Annotated in this window: 20 protein-coding genes and 1 pseudogene; 17 read left to right on the forward strand and 4 right to left on the reverse strand. The window is 67.8% G+C overall.

Annotated elements, in window-relative coordinates; translation table 11 throughout:
• Positions 1-2: 2 nt before the first annotated feature.
• The 12 genes and pseudogenes from flgC to DF286_RS03510 all read left to right on the forward strand — a co-directional run.
• Positions 3-407: a flagellar basal body rod protein FlgC gene (gene flgC / locus DF286_RS03455; protein ID WP_109270167.1), complete on the forward strand. Its 405-nt coding sequence runs from the start codon at positions 3-5 to the stop codon at positions 405-407.
• Positions 404-1066 carry a flagellar hook assembly protein FlgD gene (locus tag DF286_RS03460; protein ID WP_109270168.1) on the forward strand — a complete coding sequence of 221 codons (663 nt, stop codon included), beginning with the start codon at positions 404-406 and terminating at the stop codon, positions 1064-1066. Before flgC ends, DF286_RS03460 begins: the two co-directional genes overlap by 4 nt.
• Positions 1067-1092: 26 nt before the next feature.
• Entirely contained in the window at positions 1093-2349 is a 1257-nt protein-coding gene (locus DF286_RS03465) for a flagellar hook protein FlgE (RefSeq protein WP_109270169.1), read from the forward strand.
• A 14-nt stretch (positions 2350-2363) separates the two neighbouring features.
• Positions 2364-3107, forward strand: a complete 744-nt coding sequence (locus DF286_RS03470; RefSeq protein ID WP_109270170.1) for a flagellar basal body rod protein FlgF — start codon at positions 2364-2366, stop codon at positions 3105-3107.
• A gap of 21 nt (positions 3108-3128) precedes the next feature.
• On the forward strand, positions 3129-3917 hold the full coding sequence (flgG, locus tag DF286_RS03475; RefSeq protein WP_109270171.1) for a flagellar basal-body rod protein FlgG: 789 nt from the start codon (positions 3129-3131) through the stop codon (positions 3915-3917).
• A complete protein-coding gene (locus DF286_RS03480; RefSeq protein WP_109270172.1) occupies positions 3898-4569 on the forward strand; it encodes a flagellar basal body L-ring protein FlgH in 672 nt (223 codons plus the stop codon). The genes flgG and DF286_RS03480 overlap by 20 nt, the downstream gene beginning before the upstream one ends.
• A 10-nt stretch (positions 4570-4579) precedes the next feature.
• Positions 4580-5671, forward strand: a complete 1092-nt coding sequence (locus tag DF286_RS03485; RefSeq protein ID WP_109270173.1) for a flagellar basal body P-ring protein FlgI — start codon at positions 4580-4582, stop codon at positions 5669-5671.
• A 23-nt stretch (positions 5672-5694) separates the two neighbouring features.
• Positions 5695-6024: a rod-binding protein gene (locus DF286_RS03490; RefSeq protein ID WP_109271976.1), complete on the forward strand. Its 330-nt coding sequence runs from the start codon at positions 5695-5697 to the stop codon at positions 6022-6024.
• Positions 6021-7370: a flagellar hook-associated protein FlgK gene (flgK, locus tag DF286_RS03495; RefSeq protein ID WP_109270174.1), complete on the forward strand. Its 1350-nt coding sequence runs from the start codon at positions 6021-6023 to the stop codon at positions 7368-7370. The genes DF286_RS03490 and flgK overlap by 4 nt, the downstream gene beginning before the upstream one ends.
• Positions 7371-7385: 15 nt before the next feature.
• A complete protein-coding gene (locus DF286_RS03500; RefSeq protein ID WP_109270175.1) occupies positions 7386-8243 on the forward strand; it encodes a flagellin N-terminal helical domain-containing protein in 858 nt (285 codons plus the stop codon).
• Positions 8244-8462: 219 nt separating this feature from the next.
• Entirely contained in the window at positions 8463-9326 is an 864-nt protein-coding gene (motA, locus tag DF286_RS03505; protein WP_109270176.1) for a flagellar motor stator protein MotA, read from the forward strand.
• Positions 9327-9329: 3 nt separating this feature from the next.
• Positions 9330-10193, forward strand: a pseudogene (locus DF286_RS03510) (flagellar motor protein MotB); the annotation flags it as partial.
• A 38-nt stretch (positions 10194-10231) separates the two neighbouring features.
• Here DF286_RS03510 and DF286_RS03515 read toward each other — a convergent pair.
• Both DF286_RS03515 and DF286_RS03520 read right to left on the reverse strand, forming a co-directional pair.
• Entirely contained in the window at positions 10232-11374 is a 1143-nt protein-coding gene (locus DF286_RS03515) for an aminotransferase (RefSeq protein ID WP_109270178.1), read from the reverse strand.
• Entirely contained in the window at positions 11371-12021 is a 651-nt protein-coding gene (locus DF286_RS03520; RefSeq protein WP_158274612.1) for a TIGR02117 family protein, read from the reverse strand. Before DF286_RS03520 ends, DF286_RS03515 begins: the two co-directional genes overlap by 4 nt.
• A gap of 272 nt (positions 12022-12293) precedes the next feature.
• Here DF286_RS03520 and DF286_RS03525 point away from each other — a divergent pair, with 272 nt between their 5' ends.
• Together DF286_RS03525 and mtnP are read left to right on the forward strand one after the other, a co-directional pair.
• On the forward strand, positions 12294-13535 hold the full coding sequence (locus tag DF286_RS03525) for a glycerate kinase type-2 family protein (RefSeq protein WP_243444701.1): 1242 nt from the start codon (positions 12294-12296) through the stop codon (positions 13533-13535).
• Positions 13532-14413, forward strand: coding sequence for an S-methyl-5'-thioadenosine phosphorylase (mtnP, locus tag DF286_RS03530; RefSeq protein ID WP_109270181.1), 882 nt, complete (start codon positions 13532-13534; stop codon positions 14411-14413). The genes DF286_RS03525 and mtnP overlap by 4 nt, the downstream gene beginning before the upstream one ends.
• Here the strand turns inward: mtnP and DF286_RS03535 are convergent.
• The gene (locus tag DF286_RS03535) at positions 14398-15054 is read right to left on the reverse strand and encodes a TIGR04283 family arsenosugar biosynthesis glycosyltransferase (RefSeq protein ID WP_170303926.1); all 657 of its coding nucleotides are present in this window, start codon (positions 15052-15054) and stop codon (positions 14398-14400) included. The two genes, mtnP and DF286_RS03535, sit on opposite strands and share 16 nt — an antisense overlap.
• Positions 15054-16049 carry a radical SAM protein gene (locus DF286_RS03540; RefSeq protein WP_109270183.1) on the reverse strand — a complete coding sequence of 332 codons (996 nt, stop codon included), beginning with the start codon at positions 16047-16049 and terminating at the stop codon, positions 15054-15056. The genes DF286_RS03535 and DF286_RS03540 overlap by 1 nt, the downstream gene beginning before the upstream one ends.
• A gap of 71 nt (positions 16050-16120) precedes the next feature.
• On the opposite strand from DF286_RS03540, the gene DF286_RS03545 reads away from it, so the two are divergent.
• From DF286_RS03545 to DF286_RS03555, 3 genes are read left to right on the forward strand one after another with little or no spacing between them, the layout of a single operon-like run.
• Entirely contained in the window at positions 16121-18253 is a 2133-nt protein-coding gene (locus DF286_RS03545; protein WP_109270184.1) for an FAD-dependent oxidoreductase, read from the forward strand.
• Positions 18250-18831, forward strand: coding sequence for a TIGR04282 family arsenosugar biosynthesis glycosyltransferase (locus DF286_RS03550; RefSeq protein WP_109270185.1), 582 nt, complete (start codon positions 18250-18252; stop codon positions 18829-18831). The genes DF286_RS03545 and DF286_RS03550 overlap by 4 nt, the downstream gene beginning before the upstream one ends.
• Complete coding sequence (locus DF286_RS03555; RefSeq protein WP_109270186.1) at positions 18828-19535, forward strand: DUF3047 domain-containing protein; 708 nt, start codon at positions 18828-18830, stop codon at positions 19533-19535. Before DF286_RS03550 ends, DF286_RS03555 begins: the two co-directional genes overlap by 4 nt.
• Positions 19536-19561 lie beyond the last annotated feature (26 nt).

Genomic DNA, 19561 nt, shown 5'->3' on the forward strand with positions numbered 1-19561 from the left:
CGATGGAAAAGCCCTTCTCCGTCTTCGACATCGCCGGCCGGGCCATGTCCGCCCAGCTGGTGCGCCTCAACACGACGGCCTCGAACCTCGCCAACGCGGGTTCCGTCTCTGGCAGCAAGGAAGACGCCTTCCGGGCGCTGAAGCCGGTGTTCCGCACCGTCACCAACGGCGAAGGCGTCGCCACCGTCTCCGTCGACCGCGTCGTCGCGGCGGGCAAGGACCCGGAGATGCGCCACGCCCCCGATCATCCGCTGGCGGACGAGAACGGAAATGTCTGGGCCGCCGGCGTCGATACCGCGGCCGAGCTGGTCGAGATGGTCGAGGCCGCGCGCCAGTATCAGAACAATGTGCAGGTCCTTCAGACCGCCAAGACCCTCACCCTCGACACCTTGAGGCTCGGCCAATGACGACGATCACCGACACCAGCTCGACGCTTGCGGGCGTGCCGACGGCGACCAAGCCGGTCGGTTCGATGGACCAGAACGATTTTCTGCGGCTGATGACCACGCAGCTCACCACCCAGGATCCGTTCAACCCGATGGACAACACCCAGATGGTCGCGCAGATGGCGCAGTTCAGCCAGGTCGCGGGCATCGCCGAGATGAATGCGAGCCTGAAGGCGCTGGTCCAGAACATGGCCGCGCCCGGCCGCCTCACCGATGCCGCCAGCTGGATCGGCCGCTCCGTCCTCGTCGCCTCCGACGCCACGACGCCGGGCAAGGACGGCGGTTATGCCGGCGAGATCGCGCTGCCCAAGGGCGCCGACAATGTCACCATCTCCTATGTCGACGCCACCGGCGCGATGGTCCATTCCGAGACCTTGGCCGGTCAGAAGGCCGGCACCCTGCCCTTCGCCTGGGACGGCAAGAACGCCGCCGGCGAGACGGTCGCCACCGGCCCGCTCAAGGTCGTGGTGAACGCCAGCGTGAATGGCGAGGCGGCGACGCCCGTCATCGCCACCTGGGCCACCGTCACCGGCATCCAGTCGCCCGCCAGCGGCGGCGCCACCCAGCTTCTCACCGGCCTCGGGGCGATGGCGCCCGAAGACGCCATCCGCCTCGCCTAAACGATCAAACTGAGGGAGCTTCCCAAATGTCCTTCTACACCTCGCTTTCCGGCCTCAAGGGCGCCCAGACCGATCTGGGCACCGTCGCCAACAACATCGCCAATGTCGGCTCCTACGGCTTCAAGAAGAGCCGCACCGAGTTCGGCGACATCATCTCCTCGTCGCGCACCACGCCCGGCAACGGCACGCGTCTCAAGGCGATCGAGCAGCAGTTCAGCCAGGGCGGCTTCGAGGCGACCTCGCGCGAGCTCGACCTCGCCATCGCGGGCTCCGGCTTCTTCATCACTCGCGACGAGCTGACCGGCGGCAACACCGCCTTCACCCGCAACGGCAAGTTCAAGACCGACGCCAGCGGCTACCTCGTCGACTCCAACGGTGGCTTCGTCCAGGGGCTGCCGGTCGACCCCGAGGGCAATGTCACGGCGACCGGACTGGCGGCGGCGACCAACATCCAGATTCCGCAGACCTCCGGCGAGCCGAAGGCAACCAGCCGCATCGACCTCACCGTGTCGCTGCCCGCGAACGCCGACATTCCGGCCGACCGCCCCGTCTACTCGGCCGCCAATCCCTACGCCTTCGATCGTCTGGACCCGAACAGCTACAACCATTCGACCCAGACCACCGTTTACGACAGCGCCGGCAACAGCGTCGCGGCGACTGTCTATTACATCCGCACCGGCAACGGCACGCCCAGCACCTGGGACGCGCGCATGTTCGTCGGCTCGGAGGAAGTGACGCCCGGGCCTGTCGCTCTGGAGTTCGATGCCGCTGGCAACCGGACCTCGCCCGCCGCGCCGGTCGTGTTCGATCCCGTCTATCCGGCGGGCGCCTCGGCGCCGCTCACAATCGCGCTCGATCTCGGCACCACCAACCAGGCCGCCGGTCCCTTCACGCAGCGCATCCTCGAGCAGGATGGCTTTGCCGCCGGCACGTTGAACGACGTCACCATCAGCCAGGATGGCCTCGTTACCGCCACCTTCTCCAACGGTGAGACCAAGGCAGTCGGCAAGCTCGCCATGGCCAATTTCGTCAATCCCGAGGGGCTCAAGCAGCTCGGCGACGCGCGCTGGTCGGTGACCGGCGACAGCGGTGCCGCGGTGGTCGGCACGGCCGGCGACGACGGCATCGGCCGCATCCAGTCGGGCGCGCTCGAACGCGCCAATGTCGACATCACCGAGGAACTGGTCGCCCTCATCTCCGCCCAGCGCAACTTCCAGGCCAACGCCAAGGCCATCGAGACGGGCAACCAGATGACCCAGGCGATCATGAACCTCAGGAGCTGATCGAGGATTAGACCATGGATAGGCTCGTCTACACATCGCTGTCGGCCCTGCGCGGCGCCATGGCCCGCCAGGCGTCGACGGCGAACAACCTCGCCAACGCGAACACGGTCGGCTTTCGCGCCGAGATCGCGAACCAGCGCGCGCTCTGGGTGCAGGGTCAGGGCTTCGACGCCCGTGCCCTCGCCTCGGAGGAAGTGCTGGCCGCCGACATGAGCGAAGGCGTGGTGAGCGAGACGGGCCGCGCCCTGGATATCGCGATGGAGGGCGACGCCTTACTCGCCGTCCAGGCCGACAATGGCGAGGAAGCCTATACCCGCCGGGGCGACCTGCAGCTGTCCGACACGGGCCTGCTCACCACCGGTGCCGGCAATCCGGTGCTGGGCGACCAAGGTCCCGTAACCCTGCCGCCGGCCGATTCCGTCAAGATCGACAAGGACGGCACCATCTGGATCGTCCCCACCGGCGGCGATCCGAACCTGCCGCAACAGGTCGGGCGCCTGAAGCTCACCTCGCCGGTGGGCTCCAACGTCGCCAAGGGCCTCGATGGCCTGTTCCGCGTCGTCGGCGGCGGTGCCTTGCCGGCCGATCCGCTGGCCAGCGTCAACGCCGGCAGCCTCGAAGGCTCCAACGTCAACCCGACCAAGGCGCTCGTCGACATGGTCGAGGCCAGCCGCGCCTGGGACCAGCAGCTGAAGCTCATCACGACGACCCGCGAGCTCGACAGCGCCACCGCCGACCTGATGCGTCTGCCCAGCTAAGATTCACCCGAGGAGCCAAAGATGACCAACGCCGCCCTCCACGTCGCCCGCACCGGCCTCGACGCCCAGTCGGCCCGGATGCGCGTCATCGCCAACAACCTGGCGAACGTGAACACGACAGGGTTCAAGCGCGACCGTGCGACCTTCGAGACGCTCGCCTATCAGATCATGACCGCGCCCGGCGCTCCGGCCTCGGCCGAGAACCGCTACGCCACCGGCCTGTCGCTGGGCTCGGGTGTCGAGATGACCGGCACCGCCCGCGTCAACAGCCAGGGCGCGCTCGCCACCACCGACAATCCGCTCGACCTCGCCATCGAGGGCGACGGCTTCTTCCAGGTGACGATGCCGGACGGCACGATCGGCTATACCCGAGCCGGCAGCTTCAACCTGTCGCCGGAGGGTCAGATCGTGACGTCGGACGGGATGCCGCTGCAGCCCGCCATTCAAGTTCCCGAGGGCGCGCAGACGATCACGATCGGCGCCGACGGCACCGTCTCGGCGCTCGTCGCCGGCGACGCCGAGCCGACCGAGCTCGGCCAGATCGAGCTCGCCCGATTCATCAACCCCTCGGGCCTCACGGCCAAGGGAGGCAACATCTTCCTGGAGACCGCCGCCAGCGGCGCGCCGCAGGTGGGCCCCGCCGCCCTCGATGGCCGCGGTTCGATCCGCCAGGGGATGCTCGAGGGCTCGAACGTCAATGTCGTCCAGGAGCTGGTCGACATGATCGAGACCCAGCGCGCCTACGAAGTGAATTCGAAGATGATCTCCGCAACCGACGAGATGCTCCGCAATGCGAACCAGCAGCTTTAAGATCGCCGCGGCCCTGCCGCTTCTCGCGCTCGCCGCCTGCATGGGCGGAGGGAATGGCGGGCTGTCGCCCGAATTTGCGGCGAGCTACGCGCCGCCGCCTCCGCCGGTGCCCCATTCGAACGGCTCGATCTTCCAGGCATCGTACGGCTACACGCCGCTCACCAGCGGTGCCCGCGCGAGCCAGGTCGGCGACATCCTGACCATCGCGCTCGTCGAGCGGACCGTCGCCAGCAAGTCGAACAGCGCCAGCACGGATCGCTCGGGCGAGTTCGGCATCACGCCGCCCTCGACTGGGCCGCTGTCCTTCTTTGATCCGACCGATATCGCCACGGGAGGCGACCTGTCGTTCAACGGCGAAGGCGAAGCCGCCCAGTCCAATCGCCTCAATGGCGAGATCAGCGTGACGGTGGCGGAAGTCTATCCCAACGGAACGATGCTGGTGAAGGGCCAGAAGCTGGTCAACATCAACCGCGGGGACGAATATATCCAGATTTCCGGCTTGGTCCGCCAGGCCGATATCGGTCCGGATAATCGGGTGCCGTCGACCCGCGTCGCCGATGCCCGCATCGCCTATTCCGGCAAGGGCGAGATCGCCCGTGCCAGCCGCCAGGGCTGGCTGCAGCGCTTCTTCACCGCCGTCAGCCCCTTCTAGGACCATGCGCATGTTCAAGCATCTCGCCACCGTCCTCGCTGCCTTCATGATCCTCGCCGCGCCGGCGCAGGCCGCGCGGGTGAAGGACCTCGGCACGTTCCAGGGGCTGCGCACCAACCAGCTGACCGGCTACGGCATCGTCGTCGGTCTCGCCGGCACGGGCGACGACAGCCTCGACTATGCGACGCTCGCCATGAAGGGCGTGGCCTCGCGCTTCGGCCTTACCCTTCCGCCCGGCATCAATCCGGCGCTGAAGAACGCCGCGGCGGTGATGATCACCGCCGAGCTTCCTGCCTTCGCCAAGCCCGGCCAGACGATCGACGTCACCGTCTCCGCGCTCGGTAAGGCCAAGTCGCTGCGCGGCGGCACCTTGGTCATGGCGCCGCTGCGGGGCGCCGACGGCGAGATTTATGCGATGGCGCAAGGCAGCCTCGCCGTGGGCGGCCTCGGCGTGGACGCGGCGGACGGCTCCAAAGTCTCCGTCAATATTCCGTCGGCCGGCCGAATTCCGAGCGGAGCCACCGTCGAGCGCGCGGTCGATGCCGGCTTCGCCACCTCGCCCGAGCTTCGCTTCAACCTCGCCCAGGCCGATCTCACCACCGCCCAGCGCGTGGCCGACGCGATCAACCGCGATCTCGGCCAGATCGCCAGCGCGGCCGACGCCGTCACCATCTCCATCCAGGCACCGCCCGGCGCCGAGAGCCGAGCCACCTTGATGAGCCGCATCGAGAACCTGCTGGTCGATCCCGCCGAGGCGGCTGCCCGCGTGGTCGTCAACGCACGCACGGGCACGGTGGTCATCAACGGCGCCGTCCGGATCAGCCCGGCGGCCGTGAGCCACGGCAAGCTCACCGTTTCGGTCGACGAGAATCCGATGGTCGTCCAGCCGGAGCCCTTCTCGCGCGGCCGCACCGCGATCGAGGAAGACAGCAACATCGAAGTGATCGAGCAGACCGCCCCGATGTACGCCTTCGCGGGCGCCTCGCTCTCCGATATCGTCAAGGCCGTCAACGCCCTCGGCGCAGCCCCGTCGGACCTGGTCGCCATATTGGAGGCGCTGAAGCAGGCCGGCGCGCTCAAGGCCGAGCTGGTGATCCTGTGATGGACATCAACGGCGCCTCCCCTATGTCCGTTCGTCCCGAGCCCTTCGGGGCGCTGACGCAGACTCACCACGTGCGCCCCTCGACTTCGCTCGGGAGGAACGAGACTGCAGCCAATGCCAAGAACGAGGAGCTGAAGAAGGCCGCCGAGGCTTTCGAGGCCATCTTCATGCGGCAGATGATCGGCTCGATGCGCCAGGCGAACCTCGGCGAAGAGCTGTTCGGCAGCCGTGCGACCGAGCAGTTCCGCGACATGCAGGACGCAAAGCTCGCCGAATCCATGGCGAAGACCGGCTCGTTCGGCATCGCCGAGCTGCTGCTCGCCCAGTTCGGCGGCACGGAGGGTAAGAAATGAGCGATCTTTTGAGCATCGGATCCTCGGGCGTTTCGGCTTACCGAAGCGCCCTTGCGGCTATCGGCGAGAATGTCGCCAACGCCGAGACGCCCGGCTATTCGCGCCGCGAGGTGAACCTGAGGCAGGCGACCAACGCCGGCTCGCAAAGCCCGATCTATCGCGAAGCCCTGCTCTTCTCCGGCGTAGAGGCGAACAGCATCGAGCGCGCCTGGGACGCGTTCCGTGCCGCCGACGCGCGCTATTCCGCCGCCGCCGCCAGTCGCGCCGAGACACGAAAGCAGTGGCTCACCGCCGCCGAGACGGCGCTGGCCGACGGCCCGACCGGCGTCGGCTCGCTGCTCGGCAATTTCTTCAACGCCGCCGTCTCGGCCTCGGCAACCCCCGACGAACGGCTGGGCCGCGCCGCCATCCTCCAGGCGCTGGAGCAGGCGGCGGGCGCGATCCGCACCACCGCGGAGTCGCTCACCCGCGTCGCCGAAGGCATTTCCCAATCCGCCTATCTCGACGTCCAAGGCTTGAACGATGAGCTGGAGGCCCTCGCCAAGGTCAATACCGCCCTTCGCCAGGCCGCCAAGGGCGGCACCGCCATCGCCGCGATGCTCGACGAGCGCGACCGGCTGGTCGACGCAATCGCTAAGCGGATCGACGTCACCGTCGCGGTTGCGGAGAACGGCACCGTCGCCCTCACCCTCGCCCGAGCCACCGGCGTCGCGCTGATCGATCCGACCAGCCGGGCCCTCGTCACTCTCACCGAAGCGTCGGACGGGCGGCTTTCGCTCGAGCTCCAGGCGAACGGGACCACCGTCCCCCTGCCCGCGACCGGCGGCAGCCTCGCTGCCCTCGTCGACGTCGCCGCCTCCACCGCCGACAAGCGCCGCGAGCTGGATTCCATCGCCGCCGATTTCGCGGCGGACCTCAATGCCTGGTCAAGCCAGGGCGTGGACCAGAACGGCAATCCGGGCGCCGACCTGCTGGCGATCACCACCGGTGCCATCTCGCTCCGTGTCCTCACCAGCGATCCCACGACCGTCGCGGCCGCTTCCGCGGACGGCACTCCGAATGGAAATCTCCTCGCTTTGACCTCACTCAGGGCCGACGGCGGCGCCGAAACCCGCTGGGCCGCCATGGTCGCGGCCCAGTCGCAGGCACTGGCCGCCGCTCGCTCCGAAGCGGACGCCGCCGCCATCCGCCGCGACAACAGCTTCGCCGCGCGCGACGAGATCACCGGCATCGACCTCGACCGCGAGGCGGCCGAGCTGGTCCGCTTCCAGCAGGCCTATAACGGCGCCGCCAAGGTCCTCCAGATCGCCCGCGAGACGATCCAGGCCATCATGGACATTCTCTAAGGAAGGCATTCGCTCATGATCAGCGGCACCCGCTATCGCCTCACTGCCGAAATCAATCGCCAGTCCGATCTGGCGCGCGACATCGCCCGCGCGCAGATGCAGATTTCGACGCAGAAGCGGATCCTCAATCCTTCCGACGACCCGATCGGCGCCGCCCGCGTCGCCGAGATCGACCGCACCCAGGCGAACGAGGAGGCCTGGCTGCGCAACGTCGAGACGGCGGCCGCGCTGGCGGCCCGCGCCGACACGACGCTAGAGGCGGTCGAAAAGGTAATGGTCCGTGCTCAGGAGCTGATGGTCGCCGGCGCATCCGAGACGCTGTCGGATGAGAACCGAGCTACGATCGCCGCCGAGCTCCGTGGCATTGCCGAGGATATCGCGAGTCTGATCGACACGCGCGATTCCCGCGGAGCCCTGCTGTTCAGTCGGGGCGACGCCCTTGAGATCCCCGTCAATTCGGGGCTGCGCATCGCGCCGGTCGCGAGCCAGGCGGACATTTTCGAGAATATCGCCACGGCCGGCGGTCCGGCGGACCTGGTCGCCATCGTCAACACGGCCGCCGCCGCCCTCACCGAGGCCGATCCAGCCCTACGCAAGACCGCGATCGCTGCGTCGATCGAGGCGGTCAACGATGGATCCGCCCACATCACCGCCGCGCGCGCTGAACAAGGCGTCCGCGCCGCCCGCGTCGACAATATTCGCGAGCGGCTGACGGAATCGGATATTCAGCTGACAGAGCTTCGCACCGACATAGAGTCGACGGACCTCGTCAAGGTGATCGCCGAGCTCGAGGCCAAGAAGCTGAGCCTCCAGGCCGCCCAAGCCGTCTTCGCCCGGGTCAATCAGAACACGCTGTTCGACCTGCTGCGCTAGCACCCATCGTCGTTGCGAGGAGCACAGCGACGAAGCAATCCGGCCGGTGGGAGGCTGGATTGCTTCGCTGCGCTCGCAATGACGCCTTTGGCTCACCGCTCCAGCCGCGGCACCATCAGCCCTAATTTCGCGTTCACCATAAAGACTTCTCCGCCGCGCCGTTAATCACATCGGAGCGAGGCGTTCTCGTCGCTCCACTTGCAAGGCGGGGATGATCTTATGTTTCCAGCAATTGGCGTGCTTGTCGTGCTCGTCATGGTGTTCGGGGGCTTCCTCATCACCGGGGGAGACCTCGGCGCCGTCATGCACGCCCTGCCGCACGAGATGCTGATCATCGGCGGCGCCGGCGCCGGCGCCATCATCGCCGGCAATTCGATGAAGGAGCTGAAGCAGCTCGGCGGCGGCATCGCCAAGATCTTCAAGGGCCCCAGCTACCACAAGCAGGACTTCCTCGACACGATCTTCCTCGTCTCCAAGCTGATGAAGATGCTGCGCACCGACGGCCCCGTCGCCGTCGAGCCGCATATCGAGGACCCGAAGACCAGCGCCATCTTTGCCGAATATCCGCGGCTGCTGAAGGACGATACGCTGATCCACCTCATCGCCGACACCTTGCGGCTGGTCGTCGTCTCGTCGGGCACGCTCGATCCGCACGCGGTCGAGGAGGTGATGGACAACAGCCTCAAGACCCACCACCACGACGCCATACGCCCGGCCGATACCCTGCAGAGCCTGGCCGACGCCCTCCCGGCGCTCGGCATTGTCGCCGCCGTGCTGGGCGTGGTGAAGACGATGGGCTCGATCGACCAGCCGCCGGCCATCCTCGGCGCCATGATCGGCTCGGCGCTGGTGGGGACCTTTTTGGGAGTGCTGCTCGCCTATGGCATCGTCGGCCCGTTCGCGAGCCGTGCCCGCCAGGTGATCGAGAGCGACGCCGCCATCTATCACGTCGTGAAGCAGATCATCGTCGCCTCGCTCCACGGCCATCCGCTGCCGCTGGTGATCGAGGCCGCCCGCTCCAGCATCAGCCACACCAACCAGCCGGCCTTCGCCGACGTTTTCGACGGCATGCGGGGCCGCTGAGCCATGGCGACGGCTGCGAACAAGCGCGGCAAGAACGAGCCCGAGCCGCGCCCGATCATCGTCAAGAAGATCGTCTCCGAAGGGCATGGCGGCCATCATGGCGGCGCCTGGAAGGTCGCCTATGCCGATTTCGTGACGGCGATGATGGCCTTTTTCCTGCTGCTCTGGATCCTGGGCGCGACCGACGAGGCCAAGCGCAAGGGCCTTGCCGACTATTTCACGCCCACGCTCGTCGAGCTCAGGGACAACAGCGCCGGATCGAACGGTCTCCTCGGCGGCGCCTCCATTATCGCGGCGGAGAATTATCCGCACAAGCCGACCCAGACCGGCACCAAGGCGATCGTCATTCCGGATTCGTCGATCGGTGGTACCCAGCAAAGCTCCGCCAAGCAGCGGGCCGAGGATCGCGAGCGCTTCGAGCGGCTGAAGAAGACTCTGGAGGAGCGGATGGAGCGGACGCCCGAGCTGCGCAACCTCAAGCCCCATGTCCGCTTCACCGAGAGCAAGGAGGGGCTGCGCATCGACCTGGTCGAGGAAGCCGATTTCTCCATGTTCGCGCTTGGCACCGACCGGCTGCTCCCCGCCGCCGTCCGCCTGATCGGCGCCGTCGCCGAAGTGATCGAGGGCGTGCCGAACGACATCATGGTCCGCGGCCACACCGACTCCCTCCCCTATGCCGCCGGCCGAACCATGAACAACTGGATGCTCTCGACGGCTCGCGCCGAAGCCACCCGCGCCCAATTAGGCGCCGCCGGCGTCACCATCGAACGCTTCGCCCGTATCGAAGGCGTGGCGGACAGGGAGCCCTATGTGCCGGAGGATCGCTATGATCCAAGGAACCGGCGCATCTCGGTCACACTCGCCTGGCGCGAGTGAACGAGCGGGCCTGCCCTAACTTGCGTTTCTCAGGCGAATAGCCGCCGGGCTTCGCGCAAGCGCTCAATCCCCGCCTCCAGTGTCTCCGCCCGCTTGGCGAAGCAGAGGCGGATGACATTGCGGGCGGCATCCTGGGCGTAGAGGGCGGACACGGGAATGGCGGCGACGCCGGCTTCGCGAACGGCGCGTTCGCAAAAGGTCACGTCGTCGAGGGCGATGCCGGAGGCAGCAAGGTCGACGGCGAGGAAATAGGTGCCTTCGGCCGGGAGCACCGCAAAGCCGGCGTCGCGAAGTCCCGCCGCCAGATGGTCGCGGGAGCGAGCGAAATCGGCGCGCATCCCCTCGAAATAGGCGTCGTCCTTGGCGAGGCCGTAGGCGACCGCCGCCTGGAGGTTGGGCGCTGTGGTGAAGGTGAGGAACTGGTGAGCGTCGGCGATTGCCTCCGACAGCGGCGCCGGCGCGATGGTCCAGCCGACCTTCCAGCCGGTGAGCGAAAAGATCTTGCCGGCCGAGCCGATCTTCACCGTGCGCTCGACCATGCCCGGCAGCGCCGACAGCGGGATATGCCTTCGCCCATCGAACAGCACATGCTCCCACACCTCGTCGCTGATCGCGACGGCATCATGGCGGATGCAGGCGTCGGCGAGCAGCGCCAACTCCTCTTCATCGAACGCCCGCCCAGTCGGATTGTGCGGATTGTTGAAGACGACCGCGCGTGTCCGCTCGGTGAAGCCCTGCTCGATCACCTCCGCCGTCAGCCGCCAGTCCGGCGGCGCCAACCGTGCCAGCTTCGCCACGCCGCCCGCCCGCTGCACCAATGGCAGATAGGCGTCGTAGAGCGGCTGGAAGAGGAGCACCTCGTCGCCGGGCTTCACCAGCGCGAGGATGGTCGCTGCCAGCGCTTCGGTCGCACCGGAGGTGACCGTGACCTCATCCGGCGCCGCGCGCAGCTTCTGATGCCGCCCATAATGCTCCGCCACCGCCTCGCGCAGTGCCGGCAGGCCGCGCATCGGCGGATATTGGTTGGAGCCCGTGCGTAACGCTTCGGCCGCCCACTCGACGACATCCTCCGGCCAGCCGAAATCGGGAAAGCCCTGGCCCAGGTTCACCGCGTCATGCGCCCGGGCGAGGCCGGACATATGCTCGAAGATGGTCGTCCGCCGCTCGCTCATTCGTTCTCCTCGCGCTCCAGCCGCCACATGATGCTTTGCGACAGCGGCGTCCACACCCCCATTCGGATGCCTGCCGTCCGCAGCGCCTCGCCGGTCCACTCGTTGCAGGTGCGCACGAAATTATAGGCGCGGACGGATTCATAGAAGACGTCGGACCAGCCATAACCCCGACCCAACAGCGGCATCGAGTGCCCCGCCTCGTCCAGCTGAAAACCGTCCCGGATATAGCGGACCAGCCGCCGATACTCCTCATGGCTGACGACCAGCCGCCGGGTATATGCGTCCTCCACGGGATCGGTCTCATGATCGACATGGATCAGGCTCGGGCCGCCGCCGATCGCCGCGGCGAAAGCGGTCTTGAAGGTAAGGTCGGCCCAGGTCGGCGTGTTGAGATAGAAATCCCGATTGCCGAAGCCGAAGGCGATGTAGTTGCCCGCCAGGCGAGGTTCCTTGATATCCGCCGCCGGTGCCAAGGCCCGCCAGTCCATCTCCGGCGTCACCGCCGGAGCCATGATCCAGGTGTGGACGCCGTTGGTGCGGATGAAAAGCGTCACCCCCTCTTCAGGTTCGCGCCAGTCGGCGTTGGCGGTGAGCGTGCCGCCAACGGTCACCGCCAGCAGATAGAGCAAAGGCACGAGCAGCAGCACACCCAGCGCCTTCAGAGCAACATGCCCTACACTCCACCATGTCGCCCGCGTCGCCATCAGGCCGGGAGACTAAAGCCAGTCGGTTGCTTGCGAAAGCCGGGCCAGTGTCCTGCGCATCAGTCGTTCGTCCCAAGCATAGTCGAGGGGCGTGTGTGATGACTCTGTGCCAGCGCCCGTCGACTTCGCTCGGGCCGAACGTACCCTTGCACTCGTCCGGCTACTTCGATTCACCGCGTCTTGATGAACCGCCCGCTTCCCCTCATCATCGCCCCGTGACGGCGCGCCAGGACCTCGAAAGCATTTTTCGCGCGGCCGTCGCCGCTTGCCACCCCGCCGATGTCGTCCCCGCATACCTGCCGGAACCGCCGGAGGGCCACACCATCCTCCTCGCCATCGGCAAGGCGGCCGGCGGCATGGCCCGAGCGGTAGAGGCGGCATGGCACGGCCCACTGTCCGGGCTGGCCGTCGTGCCGCACGGGCCCGCCGAGCTCCTGCAACAGATCGACTGCATCAGCGCCGGCCATCCCATGCCGGACGAGGCAAGCCTCACCGCCGCCGAGCGGCTTCTTGCGCTTGCCCAACAGGCAGGCTCCGAGGACCTCGTCCTCGTCCTGCTGAGCGGCGGCGCTTCGGCTCTTGCCTGCCTACCCGGTGAGGGGCTGTCGCTGGCGGACAAGCAGGCGCTCACGACCGCTCTCCTCCGCTCCGGCGCGCCGATCGAGGAGATCAACACGGTCCGCCGCCACCTTTCCCGCATCAAGGGCGGCCGCCTCGCCCGCGCCGCCCAGCCGGCGCGACTGGTGACCCTGGCCATCTCCGACGTGGTCGGCGACCGGCCGGAGGATATAGGCTCGGGCCCCACCGTCACGGACCCGACGAGCCTTGAGGAAGCCAAGGCGATCCTCGGCCGCCACGGCATCGTCGCTCCCGATCGCGGCTGGAGCGAGACCGTGAAGCCCGACGAGGCGGAGGGTTGGAACGCCGACTATCGAATCATCGCCGGCGGCGACACGGCATTGAAGGCCGCCGCGAGCGAAGCGGTGCGCCTCGGCTGGGAGGCGGTTCCGATCGACGCTCATGCCCAGGGCGAAGCGCGCGACGTCGCTCGGCGCCACGCCTCCATTGCCCTTGAGACGCTGCGCTCCGGCAGCCGCGTCGCGCTTATCTCCGGCGGGGAACTGACCGTCACTCTATCGGGACAGGGCAGCGGCGGCCCCAGCCGCGAATATTCGCTGGCGCTGGCTCTGACGCTCGACGGCGCAGCCGGAATCACCGCCCTCGCCGCAGACACCGACGGCCTCGACGGCAGCCACGACGCCGCGGGCGCCTTCATCGATCCCGCCACGCTGGCGCGGGCGAAGGCGCGGAAGCTCGACGCCTCGGCCGCCCTTCAGGCCAACGACAGCGGCGCCTTCTTCGCCGCCCTCGGCGACGCCTTCGTGACCGGCCCCACCGGCACCAACGTCAACGACCTCAGAACCATCCTGATCGACCCCAGCGGGAGCCGCGCATGAGCGAATGGACCATCGGCATCATCGGCGGCTCCGGCCTCTATCAGACCGACGCGCTGGAGGAGGCGCAATGGATCGCCGTCGACACGCCTTGGGGCCGGCCTTCGGACGAACTCCTCATCGGCCGCATCCATGGCGTCAAATTTGTCTTCCTCCCTCGCCACGGCCGCAGCCATCGCCTGCCGCCGAGCGACGTCAACGCCCGCGCCAACATCGATGCGCTGAAGCGGGCCGGCTGCACCGATGTCCTCGCCCTCTCCGCCATCGGCTCGCTCAAGGAAGAGCTGACGCCCGGCACGTTTGTCGTCGCCGACCAGTTCATCGATCGCACCTTCGCGCGGGAGCGGAGCTTCTTCGGCCCCGGCGTCGTCGCCCATGTGCCGATGGCCGATCCCGTCTGCCCCCGACTCTCCGACCTGGCGGCCGGGGCGGCCGATGCCGCGGAAGCGAAGGTCGCGCGCGGCGCCACCTATCTCGCCATGGAAGGCCCGCAGCTTTCGACCCGCGCCGAAAGCCGCCTCTACCGCCAATGGGGCGCGGACGTGATCGGCATGACCGCCATGCCGGAAGCCCGCCTCGCCCGCGAGGCGGAGCTTCCCTACGCCCTTGTCGGCATGGTCACCGACTATGATTGCTGGCGCGGCGACGGCGACGATGTCGACATCACGGATATCCTCTCCCAGCTCCAGGACAATGCGGCCACCGCGCAAAAGCTGATCGCCGAGCTGGCCACGGGATTGCCGAAACAACGTCTGCCCTCGCCCATTGACACCGTCCTCGACACCGCGCTCATCACCCCGCCCGCGGGCCGCGACCCGGCGCTGATGGCGAAGCTGGACGCGATTTGCGGGAGGGTGCGGTCGCGTCAGGAGGGCGAATAGACGCGGGCGATACGATCGACCGGCACGCCCGCGCCGTAAAGGCCGAGGCAAAGCGCATTGCGGGCCGAGCGCCTGAACCAGCCGTCCTTGCGCCACCGCGCCGCGCTCGTCACAGCGTCGGCGTCGAGCACCCGCACCCGCCCGAGCCGCCGCACCAAGTCGACATCCTCCATCAGCGGCAAGGGGCGAAAGCCGCCAGTCGCGTCATAGCTGGCTCTCGAGAGCAGCAGGCCCTGGTCGCCATAAGGGAGGCGGAGCAGACCCGCGCGGAGGGCGACGCCGGCCTCGATCAGCCGCGCCTGCCAGGCCCGGTCGTCCAGTCGGAAACGGAAGCACGCCGCCTCGCCCGCGCACTCGGCGACATGCGCCGCGACCGCCTCGCGCCATCCAGGGACCAGCCGCGTGTCGGCGTGAAGGAAAAGCAGCCAATCACCGCGTGCCGCCTCGGCTCCGGCCCGAAGCTGCACCCCTCTACCCTTTGGGGAGTGGACCACACGGGCTCCCATTGCCTCGGCCACGGCAACGCTTTCGTCCGCCGAGCCGCCGTCGACGACGACGATCTCGTCGGCGCCTTCCAGCGCCGCCAGACAGGCGGACAGCTCCCCCGCCGAATTCAGCGCCGGAATGACGATGGACAGCATCAGCCCGTGCAGCTCGCCCCGCCGAGAACGCAGAAGCGGGCGCAGTGCGGATGATTGAGCCTCACCTCGCCCGTCGCCTGCGCCAACGTCTCGCCCATGACGAACTGATCGTCATAAGGGAGCAGAGTGCAGGCGACGACCACCGATCGCACTGCTCCCTTGCGCTTCACCACCATCCGGCTCGACGCGCACATCATCGCTGAAGGCGACACGCCCAATATCCCCCAGCAGGCCTCGGTGATTTCCGGCACGTCGGCCGACGCGTCCATCTCGGGAAACAGCACCAGCCCACTCTCGACGCGAATGCCCAGCAGCTCGAACAGACGCGCATAGCCCGCCCGCTCCGCGGCCTCGCTCTGTCCGGGAAGCAGGCGCCCGGCAACGGCGAGCCTGAAGCCTCGCTCGGAAAGCCATTTGAGGCCGTCGATCGCCTTGTCCCATGTGCCCGGGCCGCGCTCGGCTTCGTGGATCGCCTTGTCGGGATGGTCGAGGCTGACCCGCATCGTCAGCCGCTTCCCATATTCGCGATTGAGCTCGATCAGCTCCGCCTCGAACCGCCGCATCGGCCGCATTGCGTTGGTGAGCACCAAGACCTCGAAGCCGCGCTCCAGCGCCGAACGCATCATCGGCACCATGTCGCGGTTCATGAAAGGCTCGCCGCCGGTAAAGCCGATCTCGCGGCACCGCATCCGTTCGGCCTCGTCGAGATAGGCGTCAACCTCGGCCAGGGTCAGGTAGACGAGCGCGTCGTTGGTCGGCGAGCTTTCGATATAGCAGCTCTTGCAGGCAAGATTGCAGAGCGTGCCGGTGTTGATCCAGAGCGTCTCCAACCGATCCAGCGCCACATGCGCCCGCGCCTCCCCCTTGGCCGTGACGAACGGGTCGCCAAACTTCTCCGGATCGAGCGGCCGCTTCGCCGGGTCGAGGAAGGGGGAAAGCGTTACTTCGGGGACGGTGGCGATGGCGCTTCTCCCTCGGCGCGGCGACAAGGTCATGCTACGCCTGTCTCAACACCTTCGCCAGAGGAGAGACGAGGCATGAGGACGGCTCGGCGGAGGCAAGGCCGATGAAGCTCGGCAAGGCCGGCCTGCTCCTGCTCATCGCCGCGGCCATCGGCGCATTCTTCATGCTCGATCTCGACCGTTTCCTGACCCTCGAATTCGTCAAGGCACAGCAGGCCGGCCTCGCCACCGCGCTCGAATCCGATCCGCTGCCGCTGATCGCCGGCTTCTTCCTTGTCTATGTCGCGGTAACCGCCCTTTCGCTCCCCGGCGCGGCGATCCTGACCCTGGCGGCGGGCGCCGTCTTCGGCCTGTGGCTCGGGACGCTGATCGCGTCGCTTGCTTCGACCGCCGGCGCAGTGCTCGCTTTCCTCTCCTCGCGCTATCTGCTGCGCGGCTGGGTGCGAAAGCGCTTCGGGCGGCGCGCGAAGGCGATCGACGAGGGCATCGAACGGGACGGCACCTTCTACCTGCTGACGCTGCGGCTCATCCCCATTTTTCCCTTTTTCCTGGTCAACCTCGCCATGGGGCTGACGGCGATGCGCGTCGCGACCTATGCGGCGGTGAGCTGGATCGGCATGCTGGCCGGCACGTTCGTCTACGTGAATGCCGGCACGCAGCTCGCCGCGATCGACAATGTCGGCGACATTCTCTCGCCCGGCCTGATCGGTTCGCTCGCCCTGCTCGGACTCTTCCCCCTGATTGCGAAATTCGTCATCGGCCGCCTTCGCCGCCGTCACGCCTATAAAGGTTGGCGTCGCCCACGCCGCTACGACCGAAACCTCATCGTGATCGGCGCCGGCGCGGGCGGCCTCGTTACCGCCTATATCGCCGCCACCGTTCGCGCGAAGGTGACCCTGATCGAAGCGAACAGGATGGGCGGCGACTGCCTGAACACCGGCTGCGTCCCTTCCAAGGCGCTCATTCGCACCGCCCGCCTCGCCCACGAGATCCGCAACGCCGACTGGTACGGGCTCGCGCCGCGCGAGCCGGCCTTCGACTTCAAGGCGGTGATGAAGCGCATCCGCACCATCATCGAGATCATCGAGCCCGCCGACAGCGTCGAACGCTACACCAGCCTCGGCGTCGACGTCCGCCTCGGCCACGCCCGGATCGTCGATCCCTGGACGGTGGAGATAGACGGCGCCGAACGCCTCACGGCCCGCGCCATCGTCATCGCCGCGGGCGGTGAGCCGGCCGTGCCCGACATCCCCGGCCTCGCCGAGTCCGGCTACCTCACCAGCGACACGATGTGGAATGAGCTCGCCCATCGCGACGCGCTGCCCGGGCGCCTCCTCATCCTCGGCGGCGGACCCATCGGCACCGAGATGGCGCAGGCATTCGCGCGTCTCGGCTCGAAGGTGACCCAGATCGAGCACGGCCCCCGCCTTCTCGCCAAGGAAGATGCGGAGGTCTCGGCCTTCGTGGAGGAGCGGCTGCGCGAGGAAGGGGTCGATATCCGCACCGGCCATGAAGCCCTGCGGGTGGAGGGCAAGACGCTGATCACTCGTGCCGACCACAAAGAGGTGGCGGTGCCGTTCGACGAACTCATCGTCGCCGTCGGGCGTAAAGCGCGCCTCACCGGCTACGGCCTCGAAGACCTCGGCATCCGGACGGACAAGAGCGTCGTCACCAACGATTATCTCGAAACCCTCTATCCGAACATATTCGCCGTGGGTGACGTGGCTGGCCCTTATCAGTTCACCCATTTCGCCGCGCACCAGGCCTGGTATGCGGCCGTCAATGCCTTGTTCGGCTCGCTTCGGCGCTTCCGCGCCGACTATTCGATCATCCCGCGCGTCACTTTCACTGACCCCGAAGTTGCCGTTGTCGGCCACAACGAGCGGTCGGCACGCGCGGCGAACATCGACCATGAAGTCGTCCGCTTCGACCTTGGTCATCTCGACCGCGCCGTCGCCGAGGGCGCCAATCGCGGCTTCGTCAAATTGCTGATCGCACCGGGCAAGGATCGCATCCTCGGCGCCGCCGTCGTCGCCCACAATGCCGGCGAGACGATCGCCGAAATCGTGCTGGCGATGAAACACGGCATCGGCCTCGACAAGCTGCTCGGCACCATCCACGCTTATCCGACCATGGCGGAGGCGAACAAATATGCCGCCGGCGAGTGGAAGAAGGCGCACAAGCCCGAGCGCCTGCTCCGCTGGGTTGAGCGCTATCACGGCTGGAGGCGCGGGTGACGCGTATCGTCATCTTCGCGAAGGCGCCCGTGCCGGGCCAGGTGAAGACCCGCCTCATCCCCGCCCTCGGTGCCGACGGGGCGGCCGAGCTCGCCCACCGCATGCTGCTCCACACCTGCCAGGAAGCGCTGGCCGCCAAGGTCGGACCCGTCGAGCTCTGCCTTGCCGATCACCCGGGCTGGACGGAGGCGCCGCCGGCCGGCGTGACGCTTACCGCTCAAGGGGAGGGCGACCTCGGCGACCGCCTCTGGCGTGCGGCCGAGCGATCCGGGCCACCCCTGCTCTTGATCGGCGCCGATTGCCCCGAGCTGGACCGAAGACGCCTCGGGGCCGCCGCCGACCGATTGCGCGGCTGCGACGCGTTCCTGCACCCGGCGGAAGATGGCGGTTATGCCCTTCTCGGACTGAACAGGCTCGACAGATCGCTCTTCACCAGCATCGCCTGGAGTACCGGGACGGTCGCCCGCAAGACGGCCGAGCGCATCGAGGCGCTGGACTGGTCGCTGCACATCGGCGAGACCTTGCGCGACATAGACGAGCCTGCAGACCTCGCCCTATTGGGAGCCAGCCTGCCGTGATCACCCTCCTCGCCACCGCCCTCGCCGCCGGCACGCCGATCTGGGTAGGGCGGTTCGATACGGACGGCGCGCTCCCTTCGCCCTGGCGCGTCGTTCGCCTCGACAAGGACGTCGCGCCGACCCGCTATAGCGTCACGACGGTCGGCGGCAGGCGCGCGCTGGAGGCGCGATCGAACAACAGCATGGCCATCCTCGTGCGACCGATCTCCGTCGACCTTTCCAAGACCCCGATCCTCTGCTGGCGCTGGTATGTCGACGCGCCCGTCGAGGGCGCCGACATGCGCAGGAAGAGCGGAGACGATTATGCTGGGCGCGTCTACGTTGCCTTCGACATGCCGGACAGCGCCTTGAGCGTCGGCACGCGCCTCAAGCTCGGCATCGCCCGTCGCCTGTTCGGCAAGCATGTGCCCGACGCCGCGGTCACCTATGTGTGGGACAATCGCAACCCGGTCGGCACCCGCCGCAAGAGCGCCTACACCGATCGCGCCCAGATGATCGTTGCCGAATCGGGCGGCGCCGAGGCCGGCCGGTGGGTCTCAGAACGGGCCGATGTCGGCGCCGATTTTGACGCCGCTTTCGAAGGCGACCCGGGCCGGCCGGTCCAGATCGCCGTCGCCTCAGACACCGACAATACCCATGGCAGCGCCCGAGCCGCCTTCGCAGATCTTCATTTCGTGTCGAGGGGCACGCCCTGCCAAAGCTAGCGTCGGCGAGCGCGCCGACTATAAGC

It is taken from the genome of Sphingosinicella humi (assembly GCF_003129465.1).
Lineage (GTDB): Bacteria > Pseudomonadota > Alphaproteobacteria > Sphingomonadales > Sphingomonadaceae > Allosphingosinicella > Allosphingosinicella humi.

Bases quoted from the DNA above. Each gene is read 5' to 3' on its own strand.
- flgC (WP_109270167.1), top strand. From the start codon at position 3: ATGGAAAAGCCCTTCTCCGTCTTCGACATCGCCGGCCGGGCCATGTCC.
- DF286_RS03460 (WP_109270168.1), top strand. From the start codon at position 404: ATGACGACGATCACCGACACCAGCTCGACGCTTGCGGGCGTGCCGACG.
- DF286_RS03465 (WP_109270169.1), top strand. From the start codon at position 1,093: ATGTCCTTCTACACCTCGCTTTCCGGCCTCAAGGGCGCCCAGACCGAT.
- DF286_RS03470 (WP_109270170.1), top strand. From the start codon at position 2,364: ATGGATAGGCTCGTCTACACATCGCTGTCGGCCCTGCGCGGCGCCATG.
- flgG (WP_109270171.1), top strand. From the start codon at position 3,129: ATGACCAACGCCGCCCTCCACGTCGCCCGCACCGGCCTCGACGCCCAG.
- DF286_RS03480 (WP_109270172.1), top strand. From the start codon at position 3,898: ATGCGAACCAGCAGCTTTAAGATCGCCGCGGCCCTGCCGCTTCTCGCG.
- DF286_RS03485 (WP_109270173.1), top strand. From the start codon at position 4,580: ATGTTCAAGCATCTCGCCACCGTCCTCGCTGCCTTCATGATCCTCGCC.
- DF286_RS03490 (WP_109271976.1), top strand. From the start codon at position 5,695: ATGTCCGTTCGTCCCGAGCCCTTCGGGGCGCTGACGCAGACTCACCAC.
- flgK (WP_109270174.1), top strand. From the start codon at position 6,021: ATGAGCGATCTTTTGAGCATCGGATCCTCGGGCGTTTCGGCTTACCGA.
- DF286_RS03500 (WP_109270175.1), top strand. From the start codon at position 7,386: ATGATCAGCGGCACCCGCTATCGCCTCACTGCCGAAATCAATCGCCAG.
- motA (WP_109270176.1), top strand. From the start codon at position 8,463: ATGTTTCCAGCAATTGGCGTGCTTGTCGTGCTCGTCATGGTGTTCGGG.
- DF286_RS03515 (WP_109270178.1), bottom strand. From the start codon at position 11,374: ATGAGCGAGCGGCGGACGACCATCTTCGAGCATATGTCCGGCCTCGCC.
- mtnP (WP_109270181.1), top strand. From the start codon at position 13,532: ATGAGCGAATGGACCATCGGCATCATCGGCGGCTCCGGCCTCTATCAG.
- DF286_RS03535 (WP_170303926.1), bottom strand. From the start codon at position 15,054: ATGCTGTCCATCGTCATTCCGGCGCTGAATTCGGCGGGGGAGCTGTCC.
- DF286_RS03540 (WP_109270183.1), bottom strand. From the start codon at position 16,049: ATGACCTTGTCGCCGCGCCGAGGGAGAAGCGCCATCGCCACCGTCCCC.
- DF286_RS03545 (WP_109270184.1), top strand. From the start codon at position 16,121: ATGAAGCTCGGCAAGGCCGGCCTGCTCCTGCTCATCGCCGCGGCCATC.